Annotated in this window: 22 protein-coding genes and 1 tRNA gene; 13 read left to right on the top strand and 10 right to left on the bottom strand. The window is 63.4% G+C overall.

Features of this window, described 5'->3' with window-relative positions; genetic code table 11:
- Window positions 1–40 precede the first annotated feature (40 nt).
- Window positions 41–1,504 carry a hypothetical protein gene (locus tag EAH73_RS14745; protein ID WP_140467866.1) on the bottom strand — a complete coding sequence of 488 codons (1,464 nt, stop codon included), beginning with the start codon at window positions 1,502–1,504 and terminating at the stop codon, window positions 41–43.
- A 36-nt stretch (window positions 1,505–1,540) separates the two neighbouring features.
- The gene (locus EAH73_RS14740) at window positions 1,541–2,848 is read right to left on the bottom strand and encodes an OmpP1/FadL family transporter (protein ID WP_140467864.1); all 1,308 of its coding nucleotides are present in this window, start codon (window positions 2,846–2,848) and stop codon (window positions 1,541–1,543) included.
- A 200-nt stretch (window positions 2,849–3,048) separates the two neighbouring features.
- Between EAH73_RS14740 and EAH73_RS14735 the strand changes: the two genes are divergently transcribed.
- Both EAH73_RS14735 and EAH73_RS14730 read left to right on the top strand, forming a co-directional pair.
- Window positions 3,049–4,209 (top strand): acyl-CoA dehydrogenase, encoded by a 1,161-nt coding sequence (locus EAH73_RS14735; RefSeq protein WP_140467862.1) that lies wholly within the window; start codon window positions 3,049–3,051, stop codon window positions 4,207–4,209.
- Between the two features lie 166 nt (window positions 4,210–4,375).
- Entirely contained in the window at window positions 4,376–5,302 is a 927-nt protein-coding gene (locus EAH73_RS14730) for an AraC family transcriptional regulator (protein WP_140467860.1), read from the top strand.
- A 278-nt stretch (window positions 5,303–5,580) separates the two neighbouring features.
- Here the strand turns inward: EAH73_RS14730 and EAH73_RS14725 are convergent, their stop codons facing one another.
- The 3 genes from EAH73_RS14725 to EAH73_RS14715 are packed head-to-tail and all read right to left on the bottom strand — an operon-like array spanning window position 5,581 to window position 7,462.
- Window positions 5,581–6,339: a geranylgeranylglyceryl/heptaprenylglyceryl phosphate synthase gene (locus EAH73_RS14725; protein ID WP_140467858.1), complete on the bottom strand. Its 759-nt coding sequence runs from the start codon at window positions 6,337–6,339 to the stop codon at window positions 5,581–5,583.
- On the bottom strand, window positions 6,314–7,063 hold the full coding sequence (locus EAH73_RS14720) for a hypothetical protein (protein WP_140467856.1): 750 nt from the start codon (window positions 7,061–7,063) through the stop codon (window positions 6,314–6,316). The genes EAH73_RS14725 and EAH73_RS14720 overlap by 26 nt, the downstream gene beginning before the upstream one ends.
- Window positions 7,064–7,093: 30 nt before the next feature.
- On the bottom strand, window positions 7,094–7,462 hold the full coding sequence (locus EAH73_RS14715; protein ID WP_140467854.1) for a phage holin family protein: 369 nt from the start codon (window positions 7,460–7,462) through the stop codon (window positions 7,094–7,096).
- A 182-nt stretch (window positions 7,463–7,644) separates the two neighbouring features.
- Between EAH73_RS14715 and EAH73_RS14710 the strand changes: the two genes are divergently transcribed.
- Window positions 7,645–8,787 carry a J domain-containing protein gene (locus EAH73_RS14710; RefSeq protein ID WP_140467852.1) on the top strand — a complete coding sequence of 381 codons (1,143 nt, stop codon included), beginning with the start codon at window positions 7,645–7,647 and terminating at the stop codon, window positions 8,785–8,787.
- A 180-nt stretch (window positions 8,788–8,967) separates the two neighbouring features.
- Here EAH73_RS14710 and EAH73_RS14705 read toward each other — a convergent pair whose 3' ends face one another.
- Both EAH73_RS14705 and EAH73_RS14700 read right to left on the bottom strand, forming a co-directional pair.
- Complete coding sequence (locus EAH73_RS14705) at window positions 8,968–9,537, bottom strand: fasciclin domain-containing protein (RefSeq protein ID WP_140467850.1); 570 nt, start codon at window positions 9,535–9,537, stop codon at window positions 8,968–8,970.
- A gap of 174 nt (window positions 9,538–9,711) precedes the next feature.
- Window positions 9,712–9,784 (bottom strand) — tRNA-Phe (locus tag EAH73_RS14700).
- Between the two features lie 173 nt (window positions 9,785–9,957).
- Between EAH73_RS14700 and EAH73_RS14695 the strand changes: the two genes are divergently transcribed.
- From EAH73_RS14695 to EAH73_RS14670, 6 genes are all read left to right on the top strand, one after another.
- On the top strand, window positions 9,958–11,361 hold the full coding sequence (locus EAH73_RS14695) for a (Fe-S)-binding protein (RefSeq protein ID WP_140467848.1): 1,404 nt from the start codon (window positions 9,958–9,960) through the stop codon (window positions 11,359–11,361).
- Between the two features lie 60 nt (window positions 11,362–11,421).
- A complete protein-coding gene (locus EAH73_RS14690) occupies window positions 11,422–11,643 on the top strand; it encodes a hypothetical protein (RefSeq protein ID WP_140467846.1) in 222 nt (73 codons plus the stop codon).
- 96 nt (window positions 11,644–11,739) lie between these two features.
- Entirely contained in the window at window positions 11,740–12,591 is an 852-nt protein-coding gene (locus EAH73_RS14685; protein ID WP_140468285.1) for a (Fe-S)-binding protein, read from the top strand.
- 159 nt (window positions 12,592–12,750) lie between these two features.
- Window positions 12,751–13,272 carry a hypothetical protein gene (locus EAH73_RS14680; RefSeq protein WP_140467844.1) on the top strand — a complete coding sequence of 174 codons (522 nt, stop codon included), beginning with the start codon at window positions 12,751–12,753 and terminating at the stop codon, window positions 13,270–13,272.
- A gap of 81 nt (window positions 13,273–13,353) precedes the next feature.
- A complete protein-coding gene (locus EAH73_RS14675) occupies window positions 13,354–15,267 on the top strand; it encodes an OmpA family protein (RefSeq protein WP_140467842.1) in 1,914 nt (637 codons plus the stop codon).
- 165 nt (window positions 15,268–15,432) lie between these two features.
- On the top strand, window positions 15,433–16,356 hold the full coding sequence (locus EAH73_RS14670; RefSeq protein WP_140467840.1) for a DUF4476 domain-containing protein: 924 nt from the start codon (window positions 15,433–15,435) through the stop codon (window positions 16,354–16,356).
- Between the two features lie 87 nt (window positions 16,357–16,443).
- Here EAH73_RS14670 and EAH73_RS14665 read toward each other — a convergent pair whose 3' ends face one another.
- Window positions 16,444–16,920: a DUF4293 family protein gene (locus EAH73_RS14665; protein WP_140467838.1), complete on the bottom strand. Its 477-nt coding sequence runs from the start codon at window positions 16,918–16,920 to the stop codon at window positions 16,444–16,446.
- A 94-nt stretch (window positions 16,921–17,014) separates the two neighbouring features.
- Here EAH73_RS14665 and EAH73_RS14660 point away from each other — a divergent pair, with 94 nt between their 5' ends.
- Window positions 17,015–18,214, top strand: coding sequence for a thiolase family protein (locus EAH73_RS14660; RefSeq protein WP_140467836.1), 1,200 nt, complete (start codon window positions 17,015–17,017; stop codon window positions 18,212–18,214).
- Window positions 18,215–18,301: 87 nt separating this feature from the next.
- The gene (gene truA / locus EAH73_RS14655) at window positions 18,302–19,054 is read left to right on the top strand and encodes a tRNA pseudouridine(38-40) synthase TruA (RefSeq protein ID WP_140467834.1); all 753 of its coding nucleotides are present in this window, start codon (window positions 18,302–18,304) and stop codon (window positions 19,052–19,054) included.
- A gap of 124 nt (window positions 19,055–19,178) precedes the next feature.
- Here truA and EAH73_RS14650 read toward each other — a convergent pair whose 3' ends face one another.
- A complete protein-coding gene (locus tag EAH73_RS14650; protein ID WP_140467832.1) occupies window positions 19,179–19,931 on the bottom strand; it encodes a DeoR/GlpR family DNA-binding transcription regulator in 753 nt (250 codons plus the stop codon).
- Window positions 19,932–20,002: 71 nt separating this feature from the next.
- Between EAH73_RS14650 and nudK the strand changes: the two genes are divergently transcribed.
- Together nudK and EAH73_RS14640 are read left to right on the top strand one after the other, a co-directional pair.
- On the top strand, window positions 20,003–20,578 hold the full coding sequence (gene nudK, locus EAH73_RS14645) for a GDP-mannose pyrophosphatase NudK (RefSeq protein WP_140467830.1): 576 nt from the start codon (window positions 20,003–20,005) through the stop codon (window positions 20,576–20,578).
- A 30-nt stretch (window positions 20,579–20,608) separates the two neighbouring features.
- The gene (locus EAH73_RS14640) at window positions 20,609–20,977 is read left to right on the top strand and encodes a DUF4406 domain-containing protein (protein ID WP_140467828.1); all 369 of its coding nucleotides are present in this window, start codon (window positions 20,609–20,611) and stop codon (window positions 20,975–20,977) included.
- A gap of 91 nt (window positions 20,978–21,068) precedes the next feature.
- Here the strand turns inward: EAH73_RS14640 and EAH73_RS14635 are convergent, their stop codons facing one another.
- Window positions 21,069–22,160, bottom strand: a complete 1,092-nt coding sequence (locus EAH73_RS14635; protein WP_140467826.1) for a DUF5700 domain-containing putative Zn-dependent protease — start codon at window positions 22,158–22,160, stop codon at window positions 21,069–21,071.
- Window positions 22,161–22,225 lie beyond the last annotated feature (65 nt).

The raw sequence follows: 22,225 nt of genomic DNA, 5'->3' as shown, positions 1-22,225 counted from the left end.
GAAAGGAGGCTTTTGCTTTTAGGGCCCCGGGGGCCCTGGCTTACTGCGGGAAGGAGACGCCGCGGTAGTCGTTGGCGTTCACGCCGTTGAAGCTGCTGCCGTAGGTGGCGTTGATGCTCCGCAGGATTTCGTTGGCGATGAGGGCGTAGCCGCGCGGCGTGGGGTGCACGCCGTCGAGGCCAAACAGGTTGCCCGACACGTAGGACGCCGAGTTACTTACAGCGTTGGAAGCCTGGCCGTTGATGGCCACGCCGCGAAAATAGGTGTTGGCATCAAACAAGGCCAGGCTCCGGGCAGTGGTGGCCGCAACGATGGCGTTGTTGAAGGCGGTGGTAGCGTTGGCCACGGCGGTTTGCTCCGTGCCGTCGAGCACCAGGACGCTGGGGAAGGGGTTGCCGGTGCTCATGCCGAAGGCCTTAGTAGTATCGATCTGCATGGCGGCTAGAAACACGCCAAAGGTGGGCACTGTAGCCGGCAGCGACGGGCGCAGCTGCTGGTAGTAGTCGCGCCAGTACTTGCCGGTGGGCCGGCCGTAAAGGCTGACGTAGGGGGCCGCCGTGAGGGTAAGCAGCAGCGTGCCGGTGCCGCTCACGCGGATGTCGGCCAGCGTGCCCGTCACCCGGGTGTTGGCCTGGCCGGGGGCCAGCAGGCCGGTGGTGTACACAAAAGGCGCGGCGGTAGGAATGCTGGCCGCAGCCAAGGCAGCCCGCGCCGAGGGCCCCACGGTGGTGAAGAACGGGATACCCGTCACGTCGGGAATGGTGGCTACCACGCCCTTGGCCCCGCCCGAGGTCAGCACGTTTAGCACGCGGTTGAGCTTAAGCGTGAACGTGTCGGTGCGCGTAATGGTGGCCGTGGGCGATGGCGAGCCGCCGCCGCCCGTGGCATAGCCCAGCACGTCGTTGTTGCCCAGCCACTCGGTGAAGAACGTGGGCTTAAGTGCCGCCACCGTGGCTTGCATCCGCTGGAAGTACGTTTGGCTGGCCGACGCGTCGGGCGTGATGCGCTCAAAATACGCGTTGCCCGCCACGCTGCCGTAGCCCACCGTTTGGATGTCGGCCAAGCGGATGCCGGGCACGCCCAGGTTGTTCACCGGGTCGGTGAACTTGGTGTAGAGTACTTGTCCATTGGCGGCACTCAGGCCCCGCACGGCCAAGTTGCTAGTCACGGCCGCCGTCACGGGGGCCCCGTTGGCGAAGCCCGTCAGGCGCAGGTAGCCCGTGCCGTTGGCCTGAGCCTCGGTGAAGAGGGGCTGCGTGAACGCGCCGCCGCCCACCGCGGCAAATTGCTGCGAGAGGATGTTGGGGTACGAGTTGAGCTGGCCTTCGCGGTAGAGGCCCCCATCGGAGTAGCCTGATGTGAGCGAGTTGCCCACGGCCAGGTACGTGGTGAACGTGGCCGTGCCCGCCGACGCGGCCGGCGCGTCGATGTTGGGCTGGCAGCCGCCCAGCGCCAGGCCCAGCAGGCCCAAGACCGACGCGGAATAGTTAAATATCCGGTTCATAAATACTTATGCTTGTAGCGAAGAGGATGAGGCGGTTTAGAACGAGTAGCGCACCCCGATGCCGGGAATGAAGATGTCGGTGCGGTAGGTGCCGGCCACGCGGTCGGTGGTGCCGTTGTTCAGCAGCTCGGCCTGCGACTGGCTGCGCTTGGCGAAGCGCTCGAACTGAAACGAGGCGTCGATGCCCAGGTGCGGGTTGGGCTGGTAGGTGAGGCCGGCGGTGGCGATGTAGCGGTCGGCGTCGGGGGTTTCGGGGGTCACGTAGCCGTCCTTCACCGCGGCGAAGTCGTAGGCCGAGCCCAGGCGCAGAATCAGCTGGTCGGTGGCCTTGTACTGGCCACCCACGCGGAAGGCCAGCGCATCCTGGTAGAAGCGCTTGGAAGTGCTGGTGCTGCTGCCGCCCACCAGGCCATTGCTAGCGTCGGTGGGGGTGCCGGCGTTGCCGTTGTTGCCCGAGAAGTTGAAGTCGAGGGTGCGGTAGGCGCTCCAGAACACCAGCGAGGCGTCGAAGCCGATGGTGAGCTTCTCGGTGGGCATGATGCCAACGCCGACCGAGGCCGTGGCCGGCAGCGGCAGCGTGGCGTCGAAGTTGGTGGCTGTGAAGCTTCGGTTGATGGTGGCGGCCGAAGCCCCGGTGGGCAGGCCGGCATAATTCACGTTGCCGCCCTTCACCTGGGCGTCAATCTTCGAGCGGTAGCTGATGCCCAGGCTCAGCTTGTCCGAGGGCTTGAAGTACAGGCCGGCGTTGACGCCCACCTGGAACTTGGTGGTGCCGTCGAGGGTGATGTGGGCGGGGCCCGTGGGCAGCGGAATGTCCTTCTGCAAGTTCACCGAGCCATAGGCCAGCATCGTCACGCCCACGCCCACGCTGAACTGCGGCGAAAACGCGTAGGAGAACGTGGGCTGCACGTACACCGACTGCAAATTGATTTCCGTCAGGCTGTAGCGGCCCTCCCAGTTGTCAGCGTAGCGCAGCTGGCTGCCGTAGGGTGTATACACGCCCACGCCAAACTTGTACTTGCCCTCCTTGCCAAACGCGGCGTAGAGGTTGAAGGGCGTCACCAGCAGGTGCTGCAAGTCGCGCTGGGGCCCGCCGCTGGCGCTCGTGTAGGCTCCGCGGGCCAGGGCAAAGTTGGCACCCACCTGCACGCCGTTGGCACGCACCATAGCCAGGGCCCCGGGGTTGTAGAACATGGCCGCCTGGTCGAGCGAAAGGCCCACGCCCACGCCGCCCATGCCGATATTTTGCTGCCCGCCCAGGTTCACCTGGAAGCCGCTGGCCGCGGCCGTAGCCGCGCAGCCCATTAGGGCCCCACCGGCCAGAAGTAAAGTTTTTAGCATCATAAAAAAGGAAACAGGGGGTAGATAATGATTTCAGACCTTAAATGTAGCGGCAAATTATGCAATCGATTTCCAAAACTATTCGGCGTGCCTACTATATTATTCGGATTTTGTATCTTAGTACCACTGAAAGGCGGCGTACCGCGTAATTTTGAGCTTTCCCATCCATCCATTTCCATTTCTGGCCCTTGGCCGCCCACGCTATGCTACCCGACGTCATTTCCTCTATTTACCAACTAAGTGAAGAGCAGCTGGCCGTGCGCGACGCAGCCCGCGACTTTGCCCAGTCCGAGCTGTGGGCCGGCGTGATTGAGCGCGACGAGCACCAGAAATTTCCGGCCGCGCAAGTTAAGAAAATGGGCGAGCTCGGCTTCATGGGCATGATGGTGAGCCCCACCTACGGCGGCTCGGGCCTCGACACCGTTAGCTACGTGCTGGCGATGGAGGAAATCAGCAAAGTGGACGCCTCGTGCTCGGTGATCATGAGCGTGAACAACTCGCTGGTGTGCTGGGGCTTGGAGAAGTACGGCACCGAAGAGCAGAAGCAGAAGTACCTGCCGCGCCTGTGCTCGGGCGAAATCATCGGGGCCTTCGCCCTGAGCGAGCCCGAGGCTGGCTCCGACGCCACCAGCCAGCGCACCACCGCCGAAGACAAAGGCGACCACTACCTGCTCAACGGCACCAAGAACTGGATCACCAACGGCACCACGGCCTCGGTGTACCTCGTCATTGCCCAAACCCACCCCGAGCTCAAGTCACGCGGCATCAACGTGTTGATTGTGGACAAGGACATGCCCGGCTTCATCCAGGGCCCCAAGGAAAACAAGCTCGGCATCCGGGGCTCCGATACGTGTTCGCTGATGTTTACCGACGTGGTAGTGCCCAAGGAGAACCGCATTGGTGACGACGGCTTCGGCTTCAAGTTTGCCATGCAGGTGCTGGCCGGGGGGCGCATCGGCATTGCGGCGCAGGCGCTGGGCATTGCCTCGGGGGCCCTGGAGCTAAGCCTGAAGTATGCGAAGGAGCGCAAAGCTTTCGGCGTGCCAATTGCCCAGCACCAAGCAATCCAATTTAAGCTCGCCGACATGGCCACCAACGTCGACGCTGCCCGACTGCTGTGCTTGCAAGCCGCTGCCGACAAGGACAATCACGCCGATTATGCTAAATCCGGGGCCATGGCAAAACTCTTCGCCTCGAAAACAGCAATGGACGCAGCGGTGGAAGCGGTGCAAATTCACGGCGGTTACGGCTTTGTGAAGGAATACCACGTCGAACGCCTGATGCGCGACGCCAAAATCACCCAGATTTATGAGGGAACTTCTGAGATTCAGAAAATTGTAATCTCGCGGGAAATCCTCAAATAGGGCGAATTGCCACATTTTCAGATTATTTGCACAAAACCCAGCTAAAAAAAGGCTGGGTTTTTAGTTTTTCTCGCTGTTTATCTGTTGTATTGTACTCGGATTGTATCATTTACTAGAATTTGCATTAGAACTACACTAACTAACCGCCCCACAAGGATATTTTAAAATGGAAGATTACAATAAAGTCATTGAATCGTTAGGCGTCCGCTACATCAAGTCCAAGAATTTGGTGCTCCAGCAGCCCTTTACCGTGCGCAATTCTTATGATGTCGGCAACACCCTTATCCTGTTGCACAAAGGCCGCATCTCTTTCGGCGAAGACTCGCACGTAGTAGAGGAAGGTGAAATGCTATTTGTGCCCGGTGGCCGCGCCACCCGCGTGGGTTACGGCAACGAGCCGGGCGGCCGCGTGATTACCAACGACGACCTAATTACCAATAAAGACAAGTTCTTCTCTTCCAACGACCACATCGACCTGATCGGCGACGCGGAGCAGAGCCACAGCTTCGTGAGCTTCGACGCCAAGGTGTTCGACTCGGTGAACTTCTTCGCCTCGCTCGACGTGCCAGCGTTCCTCATCAGCAAGAACGAGAAAATGGCCAACCTCATCAAGCAGGTGGTCGAGGAAAGCATTCAGGACCTGCCCGGCCGCGAGCGGCTCATCAGCATCTACACTGAGAACCTAGTGGTGGAAGTGGTGCGCTACGTGCTGCAAAACAACATGTTTGTGGAGCAACTGGCCACCAACAGCACCTACTTCAAGGACCCGCGCCTGATTGACTTGTTCAACTACATCAAGGAGCACCTCGGCGGCGACTTGTCGAATAAGGTGCTCAGCGGCGTGGCCAACGTGAGCGAGGACTACGTGGGCCAGTACTTCAAAATGCTGACCAACATCAACCCGCAGGATTACATCGAGTACCAGCGCATGGAGCGCGCGGTGTTCTTGTTGCGCACTACCAAGAAGAGCATCCGCGAAATCGGCAAGGACGTGGGCTACAAAGACACGGCTTATTTCTGCCGCCGCTTCAAGATGATGTTCGGCATTCCGGCCGGTAAGATGCGCCGCCGCGAGTCGGCCATGAACATCTAATAGCGCCTGGCAATCAGTTACAGCACAAATACGAAGCAATAGGGGCCCCGTGGACGCTAGTTCCACGGGGCCCCTGGTTTTGGGCCCCTAGCCGTAACCCCGAGGTGCTTTGCGCGTGCTGCAAAGAGTGGTACATCGTTTCCGCGACCGAACCCGTACGTAGCCTGTGCCAAACGAAGTGTCCACTCCGTTTTACAGATTTCCGTGGCCAGTGCCCCAGGGGCCCTATTTTTTCCTCGGCTCGCTCTTAGCCAATGGATTCCGACACCCTTCGGTAGCTAACCGGCTACGCTGCTGCGCACGGCGGCCACCGCGGCAGCCAGAAACGCCGGCTCCTCGGCTATGCGATTGCCCACCACCACTACGTCAGCCCCGGCGGCTAGGGCGGCCGTGAGCTTCTCGGCGGTGTTAAGGCCCCCGCCCACAATGAGGGGCGTGGCTACGGTGGCGCGCACGGCGGCAATCATGGCCGCCGATACGGGATGCAGGGCCCCACTGCCGGCATCGAGGTAGGTGAGGCGCAGTCCCAACTGCTCGCCGGCTAAGGCCGTGGTGGCGGCAATGCCGGGCTTATCGTGCGGCAGCGGGGCGGTGCCGCTCATGTAAGAGGCCGTGGTGGGCCGGCCACTGTCCACGAGCAGGTAGCCGGTGGGCAGCAGCTCTAGGCCGCTGGCGTGCAGGCGCGGGGCCGCCACCACGTGCTGCCCGATGAGGAACTCGGGGTTGCGCCCCGAGATAAGTGAGAGCAGCAGCAGACCATCGGCGGGCCCCTCCAGGTGCAGGCTGTGGCTGGGGAAGAGCAGCACCGGCACGGTACTGTGGGCCTTAAGCAACGCCAAAAGGGCAGCCTGGTGCGCGCTTAGCACCAGGCTGCCCCCCACAAAAAAGTAATCAACGGGATGCTCGGCTACACGCGCCAGCAGGTCGCGCAGGCCAGCTTCGGTAAAATCGTCGGGGTCGAGCAGCACCGCCAGCGCTTTGCGGCCGTGCTGCCGGTGGGCAATAAACGAATCAAGCAGGGTGCTGGCGGGGCGCATCCGGGGTGCTGGGCTGGGCGGAGGAAAACGGCCCCGCGGCCCCCGCACCAGCGGCAGCCGCGTCGGCGCGGGCCGCAAGGTCGGGATTTTTGGGCGCTTGCACGTCTTCCACCGCCGATTTCACAGCTTTGTGGCCTACCAGCGCCGCCACACCCGCCGCTGCAGCCTGCGTAATAAGGCCCCGGGCCACGTCCGACTGCCACGCGGCTTTCGCCAGCGAGCCCAGCGTGCCGGCTGCTTGCGACTTAAACCACGATTCTTCCTTCGGCTTGGCGGGGGCTGCTTTAGCAGGCTCGGGCCGGGGGGCGGGCTTGGGGGCCGCCGCGGCCGGCTGGGGCTCAAAAGGATCGGGCTCGTGGCTGGCGGCGGGGGCCGCCGGGGCCGCATCGAAGCCCAGCACCTCCTGGAACACGGCCGCCGAAGCAGCCGCCGACTTGGGTGCGTTGGGGTCGCGGGGGCCCTTCTTGTCTTTTTTACCCTTGGGCGGGGTCACCGGGCCGCTCTCGTTGGCGTAGCGGCGGGGCTTGGGCTTGCTGCTGAAAAGCTTAGTAATCAGCCACACGCTACCGGCCAGGCCAGCACCGGCCAGGGCCACTTTGCCCACTTGCACGGTTTTTTCTTTGATCTGCTCGACGTCGCCGCGCAGGGCGCGCTCGTACTCAAGCTTTTTTTGCTCCAGAAACTCTTTTTCGCTGTCGAAAAGCGGGTTGTGCAGGTCACTCATGGCGAAAGAATGGGGAAGAGGCGGCGGGTATTAGTGCTTGTCCGATTTGTAGATGGTGTCCTTCAGCGCTTTATCGGCCAAGCCCTGAAACGCTTTTTTATCGACGCCCACCAGCACCAGCACCAGCAGCAATAAGTAGAACCCGGCCACAGCCGCGAAACCCAACGACGGGCTGTCGAACACGTCGTTCAAAGCCAGGGCGGCGTAGAGGTTGAGAAACAGGAAGAACATCAGCCCGAAAAAAGCCAAAAACACGCCGTGCACCACGCTGATGAACAAGCCGTTGGCGCGCTGCTGCAACTCCAGGCGCACCAAGTCGATGCGCGTGTCGATGTAGCCGGTGAGGTTACTGATGAGGGTTTCGGGACGCGGGGCGGAGGAATGGTCGTCGTGGGCCATAAGGTGGAGAGAAAAAACAGCGTATAGTGAATGCCCGGTACTTGCGGGCGGCACAAGGCACTTCTACGCAAAACTGCCGGCCAGGGCTGACTTTTGCACCGGGCGGGGCCGCAACTCCGCCGGTTCTTTTGCTGTTGCGTGGGCTGTGGGGCCCCGGGCCCCGTTCTGCTTCTAGTTTTCCCGTGAGCCAAACCCATTACCAAGTGCTGGGCGTTGCCCCCACCGCGTCGGCCGCCGACGTGAAGCGTGCCTACCGGCAGCTGGTGGTGCGCTACCACCCCGATAAGCACGGCGGCGACGTGCGCTACGAGGAGCAGTTCAAGGCCGTGGCTACGGCCTACCGCGTGCTGGGCGACGCCGGCCGCCGCGCTACCTACGATTTCCAGCTGGCCCAGGCCACCCGCCGCGCCGACGACGAGCGCCGCCAACAGCAGTACCGCCCCGCCGGCCAGCACGTGTACGGCGTGCCCATGCCGCCGCCCGCCCCGCTGCGCACGCGCCCGCCCGCCGGCAGCCGCGAGCGCCACTACCAGACTATTCCGCGCCAGCGCGTGCGCTTCGTGCGGCGCGACTGGCTGCTAACGCTAGCCTTTCTGGCCGCCACGGCCCTATTCAGCCTGTCGGTGAAGGCCACGATGGACCGCGTGACGTCCAATGCCCGCTACCGCGAAGGCCTGGCCGACTACGGGCGCGGCAAGTTCACAGCGGCCTACTCCGAGTTCAGCCAGGCGCTTGATTTTCGGCCCACTGCCGCGGGGGCCCTGCGCCGCCGCGGCGAGCTCCAGCTGCTGGCTTTCAACAACCCCGCCGCGGCCTGCGCCGACCTACTGGCCGCGCGGCAGCAGGAAAACCCGCCCGCCGTGGTGGCCCAGCTCTGCTACTACCTCGGCCGCTGCGAAACCGCCCTGGGCCACCCCGCCCGGGCCGATGCGGAGTACTCCGCGGCCCTGGTCCGCGCCCCGGCCCTCGGCGCCGCCTGGCTGGCCCGGGGCCAGGGCCGCCTCCTCGACCTGGGCCGCCCCGCCGCCGCCCTCGCCGACTTCGACCGCAGCCTGGCCCAGGCGCAGGCTGCCGGGCAGCCGGGGCCCTGGCGGGCCGCCCAGCTCCGCGGCCTAGCCCTGGCCACGCTGAGCCGCTACCCCGAGGCCCGCGCCGCTTACGAAGCCGCCCTGCTGGCCCACCCCCGCGACGGCCAGACACACTTCCTGCTCGGCCGCTTGGCCCAGCACCTGGGCGATACCACAGCGGCGTGCGAATTTTTCCGGCGGTCGTTGGAGCTGGGCTACGCCTTCGCGGGCCCCGCTTACGAGCAGTACTGCCCCTAGCGGTGGGGGCCCTAATTATGCCGAAGCCGGGCCTGGCCTAGCCTTACCCAGGGCCTCCAGGGCAGCGTAGGCGAGGCCAAGCCCAGCTTAGCAGAACGATTAGGGGCCCCAGCGCAAAACAAAAAACCCCGCCGGCATTGGGCCGGCGGGGTTTTAATTTTAAGCCAAGCGGCTCGTTACTTAGGGCATCAGCACGCTGTCAACTACGTGGATTACGCCGTTGCTCTGCATCACGTCAGCGATGGTCACGGTCGAAATGCCGCCTTTCTCGTCCTTCAGTTCGATGTTCTTGCCTTTCATCATGGCCGTCAGGGTGCCACCGCTCACAGTTTTGAGGGCCGCCTTGCCTTTGCCGGCTTTGATGGCTTTCTTGAGGTCAGCCGCAGTCATGCGGCCAGCTACCACGTGGTAGGTCAGGATTTTGGTGAGGGTTTCCTTATTCTCGGGCTTCACCAGGGTTTCTACCGTACCGGCGGGCAGCTTGTTGAAAGCTTCGTTGGTAGGAGCGAATACGGTGAAAGGACCGGCGCTTTGCAGCGTCTCTACCAGACCCGCAGCTTTCACGGCGGCCACCAGCGTGGTGTGGTCTTTCGAGTTAACGGCGTTCTCAACAATGTTTTTCGTGGGGTACATGGCCGCGCCGCCCACCATCACGGTGCCGGGGGTCTTCATGGATTGGGCCTGCGTAGCGGTCGAAACACCAGCGCTCAAAAGCACAACAGTAGCCAGGGAGAAAATCGTCTTTTTCATCAGAGTAAGTAGCTAAAATGGGGGTTTGATATTGATACCCCACCTACGCCACGGCCGCGCCCGCCGGATTGCGGCACGGTATTTTTTTTCTGCCCGCCCATTCCTGGGTAGTTGGTTTTGGGCCCCTAGCGGGCATAAAAAAAGCCTCTAGCGCAATGCTAGAGGCTTTTTCCGTGGCAACAGTTGGAATCGAACCAACGACACCAGCATTTTCAGTGCTGTGCTCTACCAACTGAGCTATGTTGCCGGGTCCCGGGGCCAAACTTTCTTTGGTTTCGGGACCGCAAAGGTAAGCAGGCAAAACAAGGGAGCAAGAATTTCAGTAAAAAAAATACACCGGGGGCCCTACTAATCATACTTTGTTCGGCATGCCTACTAAATTGCGGGCCCAAACGGCCCCGGTGGGTTATATTTACTGCTATGTTGCAATCCCTTCTCTTTGCGCTGCTATTGGTGGCCGCGTTCGGCCTATTTGCCTGGCAGGTCCGGAAAATCCGGGCCAACGTGCTCGTCGGGCGCGCCCGGGCCGCCGGCGGCCACCCGGCCGAGCGCCTGCGCAAAACCCTGCTCGTGGCCTTCGGGCAGCAAAAGATGTTCAAGCGCCTCACCCCGGCGCTGCTGCACCTGGTGGTGTACGTGGGCTTTCTGGTCATCAACATCGAGGTAATTGAAATTGTCATCGACGGGCTGTTTGGCAACCTGTTCGGGTTTCACCGCTCGCTGCAGTTCCTGGGGCCCCTCTACGACGGGCTGATGGCCACCAACGAGGTGCTGGCCGCGCTGGTGATTGTGGCGGTGGCCGCGTTTTGGTGGCGCCGCAACAGCCACCCGCCGCTCAAGCGCTTCACGGGCCCCGAACTGCGGATGTGGCCCAAGCTCGACGCCAACATCATTCTTTACATCGAAGTGGTGCTGATGGTGGCCCTGTTTTTCATGAACACGGCCGACCTCAAGCTGCACCAGATGCGCGGAGAAGACCTGCCCGGCACCTTCCCGATCAGCAACCTGCTGGTGGGGCTGCTGCCCACCAGCCAGGGCACGCTGCACGTGCTGGAGCGCATTGGGTGGTGGGCGCACATTACAGGCATCCTGTTGTTTCTCAACTATTTGCCTAGCTCCAAGCACTTCCACATCATCTTGGCTTTCCCCAACGTGTGGTATTCACGCCTAGTGCCGCAGGGGCAGTTTTCGAACGTGGAGAGCATCACCCACGAGGTGAAAGCCATGATGGACCCCGCCTACGAGGTGCCCGCCGCGCCGGTGGGCCCCGACGGGGTGGCGCTGGCCCCCGCGCCCTTCGGGGCCAAAGACGTGGACGACCTGCCCTGGACCAACTTGCTGAGCGCCTACTCCTGCACCGAGTGCGGCCGCTGCACCTCGGTATGCCCGGCCAACCTGACGGGCAAGCTGCTCTCGCCCCGCAAGATCATCATGGACACCCGCGACCGGATGGAGGAGAAGTACAACTCGCCCCTCATCTTCCGGCCCAACGTGTACGGCGAGGAAGCCGGGCACGCGCCCATCACGGACCTGGCCAACGCCACGCTGCTGCGCGGCAAGGTGACGCCCGAGGAGCTGTGGGCCTGCACCACCTGCAACGCCTGCGTGGAAAGCTGCCCCGTGAACATCAACCCGCTCGAAAGCATCATCGAGATGCGCCGCTTTTTGGTGCTTGAAGAATCGGCGGCACCAAACTCGCTCAATGTGATGTTCTCCAACATTGAGAACAACGGGGCCCCCTGGGCTTTTTCGCCCTCCGACCGATTCAACTGGGCCGACGATTTATACGTAAAAGGCCCCACCCCAGAAACCGCCCCGGTGTAGCTGCGCACGCGCGACTCGCCTGGTATTTCTAAAAATCCCACCCTTTTTCCGTTTCGCGCCATGCAAAAGACCACCGATTCCTCGCAATCCGCCGCTTCGACCGATTCGTCTGCGGGATTTACCACCACCACCACGCGCCCCGGCTCGCCGGTGGCCACGTTCCGCCAGTACCTCGAAGGGCCTGCCGAAGCGTTTGAAATGGCCCGCCGCCAGGCCCGTGCCGCCCGCACCCTGCCCGGGGGGGCCCCCGACGCCGACGTGCGCCGCTTGTTCGCCCGCTGATACCCTCCCACCCCGGGCCCCACTGGCCCGTCTGCCTTTTCTGCCTGTATGCTGCCCGAAACTGCCCCGGCCCCGCGCCAGATTACCGTTCCCGTAATGGCCGACTTGGCGGCCCGCAACGAGTCGCCCGAAATCCTGTTTTGGGTGGGCTGCGCCGGTGCTTTCGATGACCGCTACAAGCGCGTGACACGCGCCTTTGTGCGCATTCTCGACCATGTGGGCACCAAGTACGCGGTGCTGGGCCTGGAAGAATCGTGCACCGGTGACCCCGCCAAGCGCGCTGGCAACGAATTCCTGTTTCAAATGCAGGCCATGCAGAACATCACAACCCTGAACGGCTACGGCATCAAGAAAATCGTGACGGCCTGCCCGCATTGCTTCAACACCATCAAGAACGAGTACCCGGCGCTGGGCGGTGAGTACGAGGTGATTCACCACAGCACGTACTTGCAGCAGCTCATCAACGAGGGCAAGGTGGGCGTGACCGGGGGCGAGAGCTTCAAGGGCCGCCGCATCACCTTCCACGACTCATGCTACCTAGGCCGCGCCAACAACATCTACGAGGCCCCGCGCGACGTGCTGGCCGCCCTCGACGCCGACTTGGTGGAGATGAAGCGCAGCCGCGCCAACGGCTTGTGCTGCGGCGCCGGCGGGGCCCAAATGTGGAAGGAAGCCGAGCCCGGCAAGAAGGAAATCAACATCGAGCGCACCGAAGAGGCCCTGGCCACGCTCAGCGGCAAGGCCGAAGCCCTGGCCAACCTGGGCGGCGTGGAAACCGAAACCGCCGCCCCGGGGCCCCACGACCTACAAGGCAGCATCATCGCCGTATCGTGCCCGTTCTGCATGACGATGATGAGCGACGGCGTGAAAAACAAGGAGCAGGAAAGCAAGGTGCAAGTGTTCGACCTGGCCGAGCTGGTGGCTTCGGCCGAGGGCATTAACGCCTAAAATCGCAGATTTTGCCGATTTGACGGATTTCGCAGATTTTCTGGGCAATTTTTGTTTTCTCCTTCGCCGGGCGGCACTGTTTGGGAGAAAAAAGCTGTTGCGCTAAAGCAGGCCAAAAATCTGCGAAATCTTCTTGAAAATCTGCAAAATCTGCGATTTATGAACGTGACCTTCGACGCCTTGCCCCCCACCGCACGGGTCTGGATTTACCAAGCCAACCGGCCCCTGACCGAGGCCGAGCTGGCCGCCGTGGGGCCCCAGCTGGCCCAGTTTGCCACCGCCTGGACCAGCCACGGCGCGGCCCTGAGCGCGGCGGTCGAGTTTCGGCACCGGCAGTTTTTAATTATTGGGCTCGATGAGGCAGTAGCCGGCGCCAGCGGTTGTTCCATCGACGCCTCGGTGCGCTTCGTGCAGGCGCTGGAAAGTGCGCTCAGTATTAGCCTGCTCGACAAGGCGCACTTAGCCTTTAGGGGCCCCGCGGGGCTGGCGCTGCTGGAGCGCAGTGCCCTAAAGCCCGCCGTGGCCGCCGGCACCCTGGGCCCCAACACGCCCTACTTCGACAACACCGTGGCCACCAAGGCCGAACTGGACGCCCGGTGGCCCGCGCCGGCCGGCCGCACCTGGCTGGCGCGCTATTTTGCGCCGGCCGCCGCGCCCGCCGGGCCCCCCGCACGGGCCTGAAACCCTGCCGAAACGTAGTATTATTGCTAACCCAAAACGGTGCCCACTTGGGCCCCCGGGGCTGCCTCCCTTCCCTTGCCCATGAGAAATACCTTGTTCGTATGCGCGGCGGCCGGCTCGGCAGCGCTGCTGAGTGGCTGCGCGGCGAGCGGCAACGCCGACAAACGTTTTGCCCGCGGCGAGTACGAAGCCGCAATTGGCCTCTACAAAGCACAGGTAGCCAAGGGCAAAACGGCCCCGGTGGCCAACTACCGCATCGCTGAGTCGTACCGCTTGTCCAACCGCGTCGAGCAAGCCGAGCCGTTTTACAAGGCGGCCCTCGACGGTAAAGTGCGCGCCGCCGATGCTGGCTTCCGCTACGCCGAGGCGCTGCGGGCCAACGGCAAGTTTGACGAAGCCGCCGCGCAGTTCAGTGCTTACGCCACCAGCGGCACCAACCGGACCCTGGCCGCCCGCGCCGAAACCGACGCCAAAAACGCCCTGGCCAGCAAGGAGTTGGTGGGCCAGGCCAGCGGCTACGCCGTGCGTCCGCTCGATTCGCTGAACACGGCCGCCTCGGAGTTTGGGGCTACCGTCAAGCCCGACACCAAGGAATTCGTGTTTGCCTCGGGGCGCACGGGTAAGAAATTCCTTGGCAACGGCGAGAATTTCACCGATTTGTACACCGTCAAGTTTGCCGATGCCGCGGCCATGACCGGCGGCGCAGTGGCCCCGCTGCCGGGGCCCTTCAATACCCCCGGCCGCCTGGAAGCCAGCGCCACCTACACGCCCGACGGCAAAACGGTGGTGTTTGCCCGCTCGAACGATGGCAGCAAAAAGGGCTACCTGAGCGTCGATTTGTGGATTTCGTACTTCCGGGCTGGCGCGTGGACGGAGCCCGTCCTAGCCAACATCAACGACCGGACGGCCGATGACTTTTCGCCGGTATTTGCGCCCGACGGCGTGACGCTATACTTCGCCTCGGGCCGCCGCAGCGGGCTGGGCGGCAACGACTTGTTCCGGGCCACGCTGGGGCCCAACGGGCGTTTTTCGGCGGCTGAGAACCTGGGCGACGCCATCAATACGGCCGGCAACGACAACTTCCCCGGCGTAGCTCCCGACGGCACGCTTTACTTCTCATCGGACGGGCGGCCGGGCTACGGCAAGCTCGATATTTTTATGGTGCAGGCCGGCAAGCCGGTCAATTTGGGCCCCGACGTGAACGGCCCCGCCGATGACTTCGCGCCGCTGCCGATGAGTGCGGAAGCGGGCGTGTTCAGTTCGAACCGCGCCGGCGGCAAGGGCTCCGACGACCTGTATGCGTACCAGAAAAAGAACCTTAAAACGGTCAATTTCTTCGTGGACGGCACCGTGCTGGGGCGCGATGCCAAGCTGAACACCACCGCGCCAATCTCCGGCGAAACGGTGACCATCACCGACAGCAAGGGCCGCAAAACCGACGTGCTGACGGGCCCCGACGGCAAGTTTACGGCCCCACTCGACTCGGTGACCAGCTACGCGTTCATCAGCGACCGGGCCGGCTACTTCACGGCCCGCGCCGCCGTGAGCACCGTGGGCCGCAAGCCCGCCCAGAGCCAACTCACCCAGCCCCAGACCGATATCCGCCTGCCGGTGACCCTCACGCTGAATAAGATCATCGTGAACCGGGCCATCGAGGTGAAGGACATTTTCTACGATTACGACAAATCCAACATCCGGCCCGACGCCGCCATCCGCCTCGATACGCTGGTGCAAACGCTGGCCGACAACCCCAAAATCAACATTGAGCTGAGCTCGCACACCGACCAGCGCGGCAAAGACGCCTACAACCTCAAGCTCTCGCAGCGCCGGGCTGAATCGGCGGTGGAATACATCGTGAGCAAGGGCATTGCCCGCACCCGCATCACGGCCCGCGGCTACGGCGAAACCCGCCCGATCATCGCCAAGCCCACCTCGGAAGCCGAGTACCAGCGCAACCGCCGCACCGAATTCAAAGTGACGCGCATTGACAAGTAAGCCGCTCATTACGAGCACCTCTTATAAGAAGACCCAGCCCGGCCGGCTGGGTCTTTTTGGTGGTGGGGGCCCCAGTGGGCGGGGCGGGGTTTGCCCTGGCACGGCGTTTGGATTTGGGTGGGGCGGGCGGCCGCACTCCCGCGCTGCCCTGCCTTTCGCACTGCCATGAAAACGCTTTTTACCCTTGCGGCCGCGGGCTGGCTCGCGTTTGGGCTGGCCACGGCCGGCCAAGCCCAGCCCGTGGGCCCGCCGCCCACGGCCGTCAATATCACCTCGGAGCGCGGGGTGCCGTTTGGCCTCGTGCTGGATGGGCAGCTGCTGGCCGCCCCGGTGGTGCGCGCGCTGCACCTCGACTACCTGGCCCCAGGCCAGCACTGGGCCGAGTTCAGCGTGCCCGCGGCGGGGGGCCTGCAACGCGAGCGGGTGAGCTTGTGGCTGGAGCCAGGCCTCGAAACCAGTTTTGTGCTGGTGCTACGCCCCGGCCGGCCCGCGCAGCTGCGGCAAGTAAGCCGGGGCCCCGTGCTGCCCCACGACTACCCCGCCTGGGCCCCCGGCCCCGACGACTACAGCCCCGACCAGGACCCCAACCAGGGCCCCTACGGCGGCAACGGCGACCCGGGTAACTACGGCGGTAACTACCCGCCCGCTGGGCCGGGCGGCTACCCTGCGCCCAATTACCCCGCGCCGGGCAGCGCACCCACCTACCCGGGCAACGCGCCTAGCTATCCGGGCCCGAATAACGCACCCGGCTACCCCGCCCCGGGCTACGGCGCGCCGGCCCCAGGCGGCAACTACCTGGCTCCTATGAGCCCCCGCGATGCCGCCGATTTAGCCCAGGCCATGAGCCGGTACCCGTTCGACGAGCAGCGGCTGGGCATTGCCCACCAGGCCTTGGAGCGCAGCAGCCTGCGGGCCAGCGAACTAGCCTCCTTGGTGCACACGTTGTCGTTCGACAAATCACAAAAAGAACTGGCCATCTTCGGCTACAACCACTTGGCCGACCCGCAAAACTTTTACCGCGTGTACCAAGCCTTCACCTTCGCAACAAGCGTGCGGGAAGTGCAGCAGGCACTGGGTCTGCCGCACTAGGGCCCCACGGGCACCCTCAAAAAAGGGCGGGCCGCTTCTCGATGATGAGAAGCGGCCCGCCCTTTTTGCTGGCGTTGCCGTGGGGCCCTAGCGCAGGCGGTCCATGCTGCGCACGAGGCGCTCGTCGCGGCGGATGTAGCGGCTGGCCAGCAGGTTGAGCACCAGCGCCAGGGTGGGCAGGTAGAAGCCGGCCAGGTAGCGGCCTTCCATTTTCACGTTCAGCATGGCATCGGCGCGGCTCGAATACAGGAAAGCGGCCCCCAGCGTGGCCACCACCAGCAGCAAGTTGAGCGAGCACAGCAACAGCTGCACCGAGCGGCGGCGAAACTGGAAGACGGCGTAGATGGCCGTGGCCGCCGCCGTGAGCGCCAGCGCGCCAATGGGCCAAGCCGAAGCCACTACGGCACCCGCCTCGGGCGTGGCCCCGCGGTAGAGCTGAAAGGCCGTGAGGGTGAGGCTAGCGTGGCTGATTGGGTCGGTTTTGGACCATAAGGGCAGTGCCAACATGGCCAGCATGGCCAGGGCCAGCAGCAGTAAAAACACGCTTTGGATTCTTTGTATCATCTTTGTCGTTGTGGTTAGGAGGCCGGCCCGTACGGGGCCGGGCCGCAAATTTAGCCTGTACCGGGGGCTTCGCGCCCCACAATTCTTCTTGCTGATGCCAAGTGCTTACATCGTGGACGCGGTGCGGACCCCGATTGGAAAATTCGGCGGCGCGCTGAGCAGCGTCCGCCCCGACGACCTGGCCGCGCTCGTGTTGCGCGAGCTCCTGCGCCGCAACCCCACGCTCGACAAAAACGCCGTGGAGGACGTCATCATGGGCGCCGCGAACCAGGCCGGCGAAGACAACCGCAACGTGGCCCGCATGGCGGCCCTGCTGGCGGGCCTGCCCATCACGGTGCCCGGCGTGACGGTGAACCGCTTGTGTGCCAGCGGCTTGCAGAGCATCATGGATGCTTCGCGGGCCATCAAGGCTGGGGAAGGCGACGTGTACCTAGCCGGCGGCTCGGAGAGCATGACCCGGGCCCCCTTCGTGATGGCCAAGTCGGAAACGGCCTACGCCCGCGACTTTACGGCCCACGACACCACGCTCGGCTCGCGCTTCACCAACCCCAAGCTGAACCGCATGCACTTCCCCTACAACATGGGGCAGACGGCCGAAAACGTGGCTAAGCAGTTCAACGTGACCCGCGAAGAGCAGGACGCCTTTGCCTTCGAGAGCCAGCGCAAGTACCACCGCGCGGCCGAAAAAGGGCGTTTCCGCAAGGAAATCGTGCCCGTGTTCCTGCCCCAGCCCATCGGCGACACGGCCCTGTTCGACACCGACGAGCAGCCGCGCATTTCCACCTTGGAGAAGCTGGCCTCCCTCAAGCCCGTGTTTCAAACCGATGGCACCGTGACGGCCGGCAACTCGACCGGCATCAACGACGGCGCGGCGGCCGTGCTGATGGTGAGCGACGATGCCCTGAAACGCTACAACCTCAAGCCGATGGCGAAGGTGGTGACCTCGGCCGTGGTCGGCGTGGACCCCGCCGTAATGGGCCTGGGGCCCATCACCGCCATCCGCAAGGTGCTGGCGCGCGCCGGCCTCACGCTGGCCGACATGGACCTGATCGAGTTGAACGAAGCCTTTGCGGCCCAGACCATTGCCTGCATCCGCGAGCTGGGCCTGGACACCGACAAGATGAATGTGAACGGCGGCTCCATCGCCATTGGCCACCCGCTGGGCTCGTCGGGCTCGCGCATCACGGCTACCTTGCTGCACGAGATGCAGCGCCGCGAAGGGGCCCGCTACGGCCTCGCTGCCATGTGCGTGGGCGTGGGACAAGGCGCCGCCGTGATTTACGAAAAGGCTTAATTTTTTAGTAAACCGTTAGCTGGGGGCCGTTGGCGTTGGCAAACTGCCAGCTGGCCAGCGGCCCCCAGTTCGTTGTTTAGGGCTCCTATGCGCTACTTTCTTCACCTCGCCTACGACGGCACGGCGTACTCCGGCTGGCAGGTGCAGCCCAACGCGCCCACCGTGCAGGCGGCCCTCAATGGGGCCCTGGCCAAGGTGTTGCGCCAGCCGATAACTACCCTGGGCAGCGGGCGCACCGACGCCGGTGTGCACGCCCGCCACCAGATAGCGCACTTCGACGCCGAACTGCCGGCCGGCATGGACGAGGCCCTGCTGCTTTACCGCCTGCGCCGCACCCTGCCCGCCGACGTGGCCCCGCTGCGCCTGCACTCCGTGCCGCCGTCGGCCAACGCCCGCTTCGACGCCGAGGCCCGCACCTACGAGTATTTTTTGCTGAGCGCGCCCGACCCCTTTCGGCGCGACCAGGCCCTGTACCTGGATAGGGTCCCCGACGTGGCCCTGATGAACGCTGCCGCCGCCCACCTGGTGGGGCAGTTCGATTTCACCACGTTTTCGAAGGCCAAGGGGGCCGAAACGCACTACGTGTGCCGCTGCACCGAGGCGGCCTGGCACCCCGTGCCGGGCGGCTGGGTGTTCCGCATCCGGGCCAACCGTTTCGTGCGCGGCATGGTGCGGCTGGTGGTAGGCACCCTGCTCGACGTGGGCCGCGGCAAGCACTCGCCGGCGCAGTTCCAGCAGCTGCTGTGGGCGCAGCAGCGGGTGGCAGCCGGCACGGCGGCCCCGGCCCAGGGGCTGTTCCTGAGCCGGGTGGAATACGAGCCAGGCTTGATACCAGAATAGGGCCCCCAGGATTCAGCACACACCGAATTGAGTCCGTATTGTTGGCACTACAAGAAGTATTTTCGAATAAGGGACTGTCATTCCGATGGGCTTGCGGAGCTGCGCCGGGCACGGCAGTAGCAGGCTAGCAGAGCACCCGCAACCCCGTTTCCCGGTACTGAGCCATTAATGCGGGGGGGGCCTGCGGGTCCGTTACCAGGGTGCCCACGGCGGACAGGGGAGCAAACTGCACGTATTTTTCCTGCTCCAGCTTGCTCGAATCGCACAGTAAAAACACGTGCCGGGCCCCGGCCATCACCGCCTGGCTGATGGTGGCTTCCTGCTCGCTGTTGGCGCTTAGGCCCCGTTGCAGCGAAAGCCCGTCCACGCCCAGGAAGGCTTTGTCCACGGCGTAGCGCCGGAGGTGCTCGGCCGCCGTTGCCCCGTGCACCGCCTGCCGCTCGGCGTCCACTTCGCCCCCGGCCAGGACCACCTGCACGGCAGAGCCCACCAGGGCCCCCAGCACAGGCAAGGAGTTGGTGAGCACACGGATTTTCAGGTGCCGGATGAGGGCGCACAGCTGGAAAGTCGTGCTCCCGCAGTCGATGAAAATAAAATCGCCGTCGGCAATGTGGCGGGCCGCCAACCGGCAAATGTATTCTTTCTGGGCACTGTTGGCGGTGGCTTTGCGGGCGAAGGCCACCGGATGCTTGGCCACGCTTGGCAGCACGGCCCCACCGTGGGTGCGCACCAACAGGCCCTGGCCCGCCAGTTGAGCCAAATCGCGCCGGATGGTGATGGGCGTGGCCTTTAAATGCTGGGCCACCTCGGCCACGGACAGGCTACGCTGCTGCTCCAAGGTGGTCAGGATGTAGTGTTTGCGTAGTTGGAAGTTCATGCCTTTGCCGTAGATTGCCTTAAACAATCACAAAGAAACATAATCGAACTCAAACGAACTTTCGCTTTTGCATGAACGAACGCATTCGCCTCCGGGAACAACAAGTTTTGTCGGATAATTGGTACACCTTGCGCAAGGTCACCTTCGACTATCAGCGAAAAAATGGGGCCTGGGAAACCCAATCGCGCGAGGCCTACGACCGCGGCAACGGGGCCACCATTCTGCTGCACAACCCCGCCGCCGGCACGGTCGTCCTCACCCGGCAGTTCCGCTTGCCCACCTTCGTCAACGGCAATCCGTCGGGCATGCTCATCGAAACCTGCGCCGGGTTGCTCGACGACGAGCACCCCGATGCAGCCATCGTGCGCGAAACGGAGGAGGAAACCGGCTACCGCCTCACCGCCGTGCAGAAGGTGATGGAGGCCTACATGAGCCCGGGCTCGGTAACGGAGCGCTTGTTTTTTTACCTGGCCGAATACTCGGCGGCCACCGAGCGCCGGGCCGGCGGCGGCATCGACGAAGAGGAAATTGAGGTGCTGGAGCTGCCGCTAACCCAGGCCCTGGCGATGGTGGCAACCGGCGAGATTCAGGACGGCAAAACCATCATGCTCTTGCAGCACCTGCGCCTGCAACAGCTTGGTGGTTAGCGTATTTTTTACTTCTCTAAACCCAATAGCATGCTGATTCTCATTGCGGGGCCCTACCGCAGCGGCACCCACGACGACCCGGCCCGCATGGCCGACAACCTGCACCGCCTCGAAGCCGCCGCGCTGCCCCTGTTTCGGGCCGGCCACCTGCCGCTTATTGGCGAATGGGTGGCCCTGCCGCTGCTGCGGCTGGCGGGCTCTACCCGGCCGGGCGACGCGGCCTACGAGGAAATTCTCTACCCCGTCGCGCACTACCTCCTGGACCGCTGCGACGCGGTCCTGCGCCTGGAAGGCAAATCAGCCGGGGCCGACGAAGATGTGCGCATCGCCCAGGCGCGCGGGCTGCCCGTGTACCACCGCCTCCAGGACGTACCGGGCATCGCGGCGGCGGCCGTTTAGGGGCCTGGGTTGGTTGAAGTACGAGCCGGGGCTGGTTCCCGGGGAGTAGCTGCCGGAGGCCCATAAATCCAACAGATTGCTATGCAATGCTTTACTTGGGCGCGAGCGCAACCGGAGCCGGCCGGAGCTTGGCGTACTTGCGTGCCAATTGCTTAAAATGGCGGATTGAAACGTCGGAAAAGAGCGGCGCGTGGGACTTGTCTTTTTTGGCGGCTTTCTGATAGAGCAGGACAAAAGCCACTTGGTCGCCGGCGTGGTCAATCATCTGTTTAGCGTAGCCGTTTTTTACGATGACCGACGACATGTAGAAGCCGGGGAGGTGGCCGTTGGAGCCATTGGTTAGGCGGCGGTATTGCTTCCGGCTGCTCGGGGCCCCACCTCGTACCTGAATTTGGATAAGGGAATCCATTTTATGAATGACGGCGGGGGCCGGGGCCAAGAGCCAGTTGCGCAATTCAAGCGAATCGCTAGTCATCATCTCGTATCGTTTATCAACTTGGTCAGCAAGCCCTTCATTTTCAATATCATGCAATATCCCTAGCACTCCCTCATCGGCAGGATCCACCGTACCAAAATCCTTTGGGGGGTGCAACTGGTGGTGCATTTCGTGTCCTTCCAAGATGCCGGGCTTGATTTTGGCATAGTCGACTGACGCGCGCATACTGTAGAAAATGCCTTCTTTTTGCGACGTAGCATCGTTGCCAATCGAGACGTAGTATAAATGCAGGTCGGCTACTTTGGTGTGGTTACGGGCGGGCAACCAAGCGTAGGCATTGGCATACATCAAATCTAAGTAGGCGGGGCTTTTGGCTGTTTGGGCCACGTAGGCCCGGTATTCTTGTTCGCGCTGCTTGTAGTCGTTCGCCAGAATGTAGTACCACGCCCCGGCCTTGATCTTGGCTTGCAGCAGCGAATCGTAGAGAGGCATGTAGGCCACCTCCACGGCTTTGCGGTAGCGGGCCAAGTCTTCGGCGTCGTACACCGAGCGCACGTACGCCTTATTGCCGGGCAGCTCCAGGAAATTGTGCCACACTTGGTCGGTCAGCGGCTCGTTGCGGCGTAGCGCGTCCGTTATTTCCCAGTAGCGGGTCACGGCCTCGACGTTGACGGTTTGGGCCCAGCTGGGAGCCGCCGCCAGTAGCAGGCCGGCCAAGAGGAACAATCGGCGAAAAAGTGGCGTCATGGTAGCACAGGGGAAGGTTGGGGCCCTAAAGATGCCGCGCCGGCTCGAATTCCAACTGCCCTTTC

The organism is Hymenobacter nivis, assembly GCF_006439025.1.
Taxonomy (GTDB): Bacteria; Bacteroidota; Bacteroidia; order Cytophagales; family Hymenobacteraceae; genus Hymenobacter; species Hymenobacter nivis_A.
The sequence above is the reverse complement of the archived record's forward strand: the minus strand, read 5'-3'. Positions and strand labels throughout refer to the sequence as shown.